Source organism: Thalassospira sp. (assembly GCF_030690045.1).
GTDB lineage: Bacteria > Pseudomonadota > Alphaproteobacteria > Rhodospirillales > Thalassospiraceae > Thalassospira.
In genome coordinates, this window is sequence record NZ_JAUYHK010000012.1 from 108065 (window position 1) to 114211 (window position 6147).

General features: G+C 57.5%; 6 protein-coding genes. 3 read left to right on the forward strand and 3 right to left on the reverse strand.

Going from position 1 to position 6147, the window contains the following annotated elements; translation table 11 throughout:
- The first annotated feature begins 4 nt into the window (after positions 1-4).
- The 3 genes from Q8O73_RS10060 to Q8O73_RS10070 are packed head-to-tail and all read left to right on the forward strand — an operon-like array spanning position 5 to position 2855.
- On the forward strand, positions 5-1966 hold the full coding sequence (locus tag Q8O73_RS10060) for a nitric oxide reductase activation protein NorD (RefSeq protein ID WP_305558025.1): 1962 nt from the start codon (positions 5-7) through the stop codon (positions 1964-1966).
- On the forward strand, positions 1963-2544 hold the full coding sequence (locus Q8O73_RS10065; protein ID WP_305558026.1) for a cytochrome c oxidase subunit 3 family protein: 582 nt from the start codon (positions 1963-1965) through the stop codon (positions 2542-2544). Before Q8O73_RS10060 ends, Q8O73_RS10065 begins: the two co-directional genes overlap by 4 nt.
- Entirely contained in the window at positions 2544-2855 is a 312-nt protein-coding gene (locus Q8O73_RS10070; protein WP_305558027.1) for a cytochrome C oxidase subunit IV family protein, read from the forward strand. Before Q8O73_RS10065 ends, Q8O73_RS10070 begins: the two co-directional genes overlap by 1 nt.
- 42 nt (positions 2856-2897) lie before the next feature.
- On the opposite strand, the gene Q8O73_RS10075 is transcribed toward Q8O73_RS10070, so the two are convergent.
- From Q8O73_RS10075 to Q8O73_RS10085, 3 genes are read right to left on the reverse strand one after another with little or no spacing between them, the layout of a single operon-like run.
- Complete coding sequence (locus Q8O73_RS10075; protein ID WP_305558028.1) at positions 2898-3614, reverse strand: phage tail protein; 717 nt, start codon at positions 3612-3614, stop codon at positions 2898-2900.
- Between the two features lie 32 nt (positions 3615-3646).
- Positions 3647-4321, reverse strand: coding sequence for a phage tail protein (locus Q8O73_RS10080; RefSeq protein WP_305558029.1), 675 nt, complete (start codon positions 4319-4321; stop codon positions 3647-3649).
- A 55-nt stretch (positions 4322-4376) separates the two neighbouring features.
- Positions 4377-5072 carry a phage tail protein gene (locus Q8O73_RS10085; RefSeq protein ID WP_305558030.1) on the reverse strand — a complete coding sequence of 232 codons (696 nt, stop codon included), beginning with the start codon at positions 5070-5072 and terminating at the stop codon, positions 4377-4379.
- Between the last annotated feature and the right edge of the window lie 1075 nt (positions 5073-6147).

Consider the following 6147-nt stretch of genomic DNA (forward strand, 5'->3'; position numbering starts at 1 on the left):
CGGAATGGTTAATCTGCTGGAATTTGAAGAACATGTCGGCATGTTGTGGCATCGCATTGCCAGTCATGGACAGGACAGCTATCGCGATCATCGCGATGCGGTCGTCCGTTTTGCCGATATGCGTCCTGTTCTGCCGGTGATTTTTCGGGCGCTGGGCGGTAATCCTGCCGCCGAATTTGCCAAAATTGACAAGCGGGTATCGGCCCACCGTTTGCGATTGCGTCAGCGCATCGGGCTGGTGGATGAACAGATTTCCCTGGCGGAACTGAGTGAATCGGCGGTCAAACTGCCATCCGAATTGTCGCTGTTTGCGCATCAAAGCCTGAACCGTGATCTTTATATCTGGTTGATGGCGTGGTTTGCGGCGGCCCGGCTGGATCGCCCAAAGGGCATTGACGATCCGTATCGTCGTGATGTCTGGCGTCTGTACAAGGCGCGGGAAACGGATTTGCGCGTGCAGCGCCTGTTTCCCGGCATCACGGCCTTGCGTCACCGGCTGTATCAGGCCTTTATGGCCTTGCGCCCGGTTCGTAAATTGCCGATGGCCGAACAGCGGGTGGAAGAATGCGTTCTGGCGATTTTGCACGGAGCGGATGACTGCGGGGATAACCCGGTCTGGCAACAGATGGATGACGGCGGGACGCCCATCGGCGATTTTTCGCCGCTTGCGACACCGCCCGGCTATGTGTCGTTTCGCTATGCGCCATTCCTGCCTGTGCCTTTGTGGGGCGAGGTTCTGGCCTGTGGCACATCGGCAAAAAACGGTGCCGATGACCCCGATGAGGATGGCACATCCAAAGACGGGGACAGTGATCATAAAAAACGGTCGCGTCGCCGCAAAAATGATCAGGCAGGTCGGAATGATCCGCTGGCGGTGAACCGGTTTGAAAAAATCCTGTCGATTGCCGAGATGGTCAATGTCAACCGTCCGATGGATGACGAAGACGAACAGGATGCCCGCCGGGCGGCCAGCGAACTGGAAGAAATGGAAATTTCCAATTGCCAGCGCAAGGCGGCGACCCGGTTGCGGTTCGATCTTGACCTGCCACCCGCCGATGCCAGTGGCCCGGCCTTGTGCGGAGAATTTCTGTATCCCGAATGGGATTTCCGCCGCCAGACATATCGCAAGGATTTCTGCAAGGTGATCACCGGCGTCGGGGATACCGGCACGAGCGACCCGGATGCCCGGATTTTGACAGACCGCGAACGTCGTCAAATTCGCCATGTCCGCCGCCAGTTTGAAGCCTTTCGCCCCAAACATGAAATGTTGCGCGGCCAAAGCGACGGCAGTGAACTGGATCTGGAGGCGCTGGTGCGGGCGCGCTGTGATCTGGCGGGGAATGGTGCGCAAAATGACCGGGTTTATCTGCGCACGGTCAACCGGGCACGCGATCTGGCGGTGGCGGTTCTGGTGGATGTGTCATTGTCCACCGATGCGTGGATCGACAATCACCGGGTGCTGGATGTTGAAAAACAGGCCTTGCAGGTACTGGCGGGGGGGCTTGATGCCTGTGGCGATGATTTCGGGGTGTTCAGTTTTACCTCGCGCCGCCGCGACTGGGTGCGGGTGACGACGCTGAAAGATTTTGATGAACCTTATTCCCACATCTGTCAGGACCGGATTGGCGCGCTGAAACCCGGTTATTATACCCGTCTGGGGGCGGCGATCCGCCATACCGGAAAATTGCTGGCCGCCCGTCCGCAGCAGCACCGCCTGATGCTGGTGATTACCGATGGCAAACCCAACGATATCGATCATTACGAAGGCCGTTACGGGATCGAGGACAGCCGCCGCGCCGTACAGGAATGCCGCCGACAGGGGCTTGGCCTGTTCGGGGTGACGATCGATCGCAAGGCCCAGGATTATTTCCCCTATATTTTCGGGGCGGGGGGGCATGCCATTGTCGGCCATCTTGAAAAATTGCCCGCCGCCTTGCCACGCATTTACCGCCAACTGGTGCGATGACAGCTTTGCCGCAAGACCAATCCGAAACGTCCGATAATTGGGGCGGGCTTGAAAACCTGCCCGGTCATCCTTTGATGTGGGTTCTGATCCTGTCGGAACTGGTGGTGTTCGGGGCGTTTTTATTGACTTTTTCCGGGGCGCGGATTGTCGATCCCGTCGGGTTTGCCCAATCGCAAATCATGCTGGACCGGGTGGCCGGGGGGATCAATACCGTCATCTTGCTGACCAGCGGCCTTTTCGCGGTTTTTGCGGTACGCGCCATTGCATCGGGGCGGGTTGGCCTGTGCCGTTTGTGGCTGTTGCTGGCGGCGGTGGCGGGTGTGGTGTTTCTGGTGATCAAGATCGTTGAATATCAGGCGAAATTCGATGCCGGGATCGGCATTGAAACCGATACTTTCTTTACCCTGTATTTCCTGATTACCGGGTTTCATGCGCTGCATGTGGGGATGGGGCTGGGGATTTTGGGGATTGTCGCCCTGTCGCCCAGCCGGATCAATATCGAAACCGGTGTGGCATTCTGGCATATGATCGATCTGGTCTGGGTGCTGGTTTTTCCTGTGATTTATCTGGTGCGCTGATGACCAGACAGAATCAGGGTTCGGTAAAAATTCCGGTGATTGTCTGGGCGGTTGCCGTTGGCATGACGGTCACATCCCTGTTGGCCGCCGGGGCAACCGAAGGAACCGCCACCGCCAACATTTTGGGCATTGTGCCGGTCATGGTGATCATGATCGCCGGTCTGATCAAGGCGTGGCTGATCTTGCAATATTATCTGGAGATGCGGTTTTCAACCGGATCGTGGCGCGGATTGTTTATGGCATTCCTGATTGTGATCGGCGGCGGGGTGGTGGCGGCGCAAGCATTGCTGTTGTTGCTGGGCCGGGCATGACCGGATGTCAGTTTATGCGTCATCTGACATCCGGCCAATTTCTTAATTGGGTCGCACCGGATAAAGGCCCTGTGTCATAATACAGGCCAGCAACGGTTGCTGGGCCGGGCGCAACGGAATGTCATAGGGATAGGGTGCTCCCTCAGATTCCGTGCGGTTGGCGGTGGAAGTATTGGTCAGGCTGACCACATCACTGTTCAGGCTGGCATCGGGCGCATTTCCATAAGATGGGGATCTGGCTATCAGCGCCCCGACGGTGGGAAGGTTCCCCGGAAGCCTGTTTTCAGGAGATGATGAATTGCCCTGTGTCGCAAGGCCCTGCAATGTTCCGGTGACTTCTGCCGTTTCAAGGGTCCAACTGTGGGTATGGGGTGCCATGTTGGCGATGGTTAACGTGGATCTTTCTGCGCCATAGGATTGCGCAAGGGCAACCGCAGGCAGGCCTGCACCCTGACCGGTTCCGGCGATGGTGCGGCTCCGCAGATCCGGCAAGGCGAAATTGGTTATTCCGTCGCCGCCAAAACGGGTTACGAGCAGGGAAAAAAGCATTTCATTGCCATTGACAGCCAGTAACCTGCCATCGGCAGGCAGGTAGTTTTGCGGACAATACCGCGCCCCTGTCCAGCAGACGGAGGATGCAAAGCCATCATCTGCGCAGTCCGATGCGGTGGCCTGCGGTTGGTGGATGCCAAAGGTCGCCACAGTCGCCAGAACAGCCAATATGCCCGCCCGGCCCATATGGTTCAAAGATGTTTTCATGGTTGAATTTCCTTTCCGAAAACAGGTTCTGGTTAAGGCCGTGGTGGATAGTAACCCTTGACTGCGATGCAGGCGGTCAGGCCAAGGCGGGGGGCCGTAACATCGATCGGCGCACCGCCGCCCGAAACAGCAGTATTCCCCGTCATTCCGGACAGATCGCCCGACACGATGCCGCTTTGCATATCGGCGTGGGGGGTGCCGGTGCCATAAAGGGGCATCTGGGTCGCCGATGAAACAGCAGGGTAACGGTTTGCGGGGCTGTTGTCGGTTGGTGCGGTTTTGTTGGCCTTGAGCGTCCCGGAAAGTACAAAGGTGGATGGATCAATCAGGTGCTGGTGCTGCGGCAGGTTGTTGACCGTCATGGTGGTGGTCGCCGCCCCCCGCTTTTGTCCGCGCAATACAGTGCCGTTAGAATATTGTCCCTGGGCGACGACGCTGCGTCCTTGCAGGTCCGGGAGGTTGAAGTTTATGTTATCCCCGCCATAGGTGTTTCCGATCAGGGAAGCAAGCGCCGCATTGGTTTGGACCGGAAGGCTTTGCCCGTTCGCCTTGGCATAATTATTCGGACAATAATCCGTCGCCATCCAGCAGATCGCCCCGAGCATGGGATCATCACTGCATGTGGCCCAGGCCGGTTGCGGCAGGAAGATGCTGGTCAATGCGGCTGTTGCCACCACTGCCAGCAGGGTTTTGGTGTAATGGGTCATTTGTGGTTCCCCGGTATAGAATCGATGAAAATCAAACCTGGCAATTGCGGCGCGGTTAATTCGGGTTGATCGGGAAGTAACCGTCATAGTTCACACAGGCCAGCATCCCCAGTTGCGGACCAAGAACCGCCATCGGTTGAGGATCTGTGCCGGGGGTGATGCCACTGGTAATTTGTTGCCCGGATATATGCGCCGATACCATTCCGGCGGCCATGGTTGCATCGGTCGTATCGGCATAGATTTTAACGTTCGTATTTTGTGGCGCGGCCAGAACGTTTCCTGCGGGCATGGTGAGCGATCCGGCTGTTTCCTGAACCGCCACCGAAATTTTCGAATCCGCAGGGATATTGACGCCGTGATCATGCAGCGGCAGATTGGCAGTCGTAAGCGTAACTTTTTCCGGACCATTAATCGGGTATTCCGGCTCCATCGGAAACAGGCCGGGGCCGGTGCCGGTGCCGACCGGTTCCCGGCCCATCATGTCTGGCAGATTGAAATTACCCTGCCGGGCAGACCCGCCATAGGTCGTACCATACAGGGCATAAAGCGCCTGATACTGGCCGATCTGGAGATTTTGCCCGTATGCGGGTAAATATCCTTCGGGGCAAAAGGAAATGGCGGTCCAGCAGATGCTGCCGATATAGCCGTTCAAATTGCATGCCGCGGCGGGTGCCGGGCGCAGCGTCATGGCGGCGAGTGCCGCGAATGCCGCCGTTCCTGCCAGAATGCAGGTTGATAAACCGGGTCTCATATTCTGTCCTCCCTTGTTCCAGCCGGACAGGAAATACTATGTAAATTCTCTATTCCGGCTATACATCGGGATAAGGTTTCGATTTCTTTCCAATTCGGTCAAGACATAAATTTCAACCCGAAATAATTTTGTTCTTGTTTGCCGTGCAATCGTGCACACGGGATGCGGGTATCCAGCCAAGGGTGCCGCAGATGGAGGTATCGGGAAATGCGCATAACATATTGAAATAAATATTGTTTTTTCAAATCCCGGCGCGGGTTTGAGAATATGCGGCAGAGGCCTGCAAAGTTTTTTCGGATTTTTTGAAAAAAGTTCTTGATTTGTTCTTTTCGCTGTGGCATAACAGAAAAGTCAAGGGGATAAATCCGCCCGGACCGAAACCCGCAAGGCCTTGTGCCTTGCGGGTTTTTGCGTTTGGGCCAGAGGAAAGAGACGATGATGATGCGTTACTACATGGACAGAGAAGGCGGCGGGCCAGCCCGCAGGATCATGACGGGTGGATGGAAAAGCCATTACGGGGGCATTCTGCCGGTCCGCTAACCCGGCCATTTGTCAGGACGCCCGAGTTGCGTCTTGTCGGTGGCAAGACCTGCCCGGATCGTACCCCGGCATTACCGGGGAAGGCAGGAGCGGGTGGTGGGGCCGAAGGTGGCCTGTTGGCGCGGCGGGCGGAAGCCCGAAGGCTGTCTGGATTCCCGCGTTCGCGGGAAGGGCGGTTTTGGGTGGCGGATGCCCGAGGTGCGCCTTGTGGTTGGCCGCGCCTGCCCGGATCGTGGCGGGAGCTGTCGGCCTTGCCGGGCGAGTTGCACGGTGGGCGGAAGCCCGAAGTGTGTCCGGTTCCCGTGATGACGGGAAAGGCGGGTTTTGACCGGGCCGTCTTGCGGCGGGTTCGGTATGATCGGGGCGAAGGCCCGACGACGGAAGGAAGACCCAGGCCTGCATTTTCGGATGCGGCTTGTGAGGCAGACGGGGGTATGGGCGCCATATCAAGTACCCCTGATGGAGCCTCGCCAAAGTCCCACGGGGGTAGTCCGTCTTGTGTGCATCGGTCCTGCCGGGTTGGCGATTCGGGGGC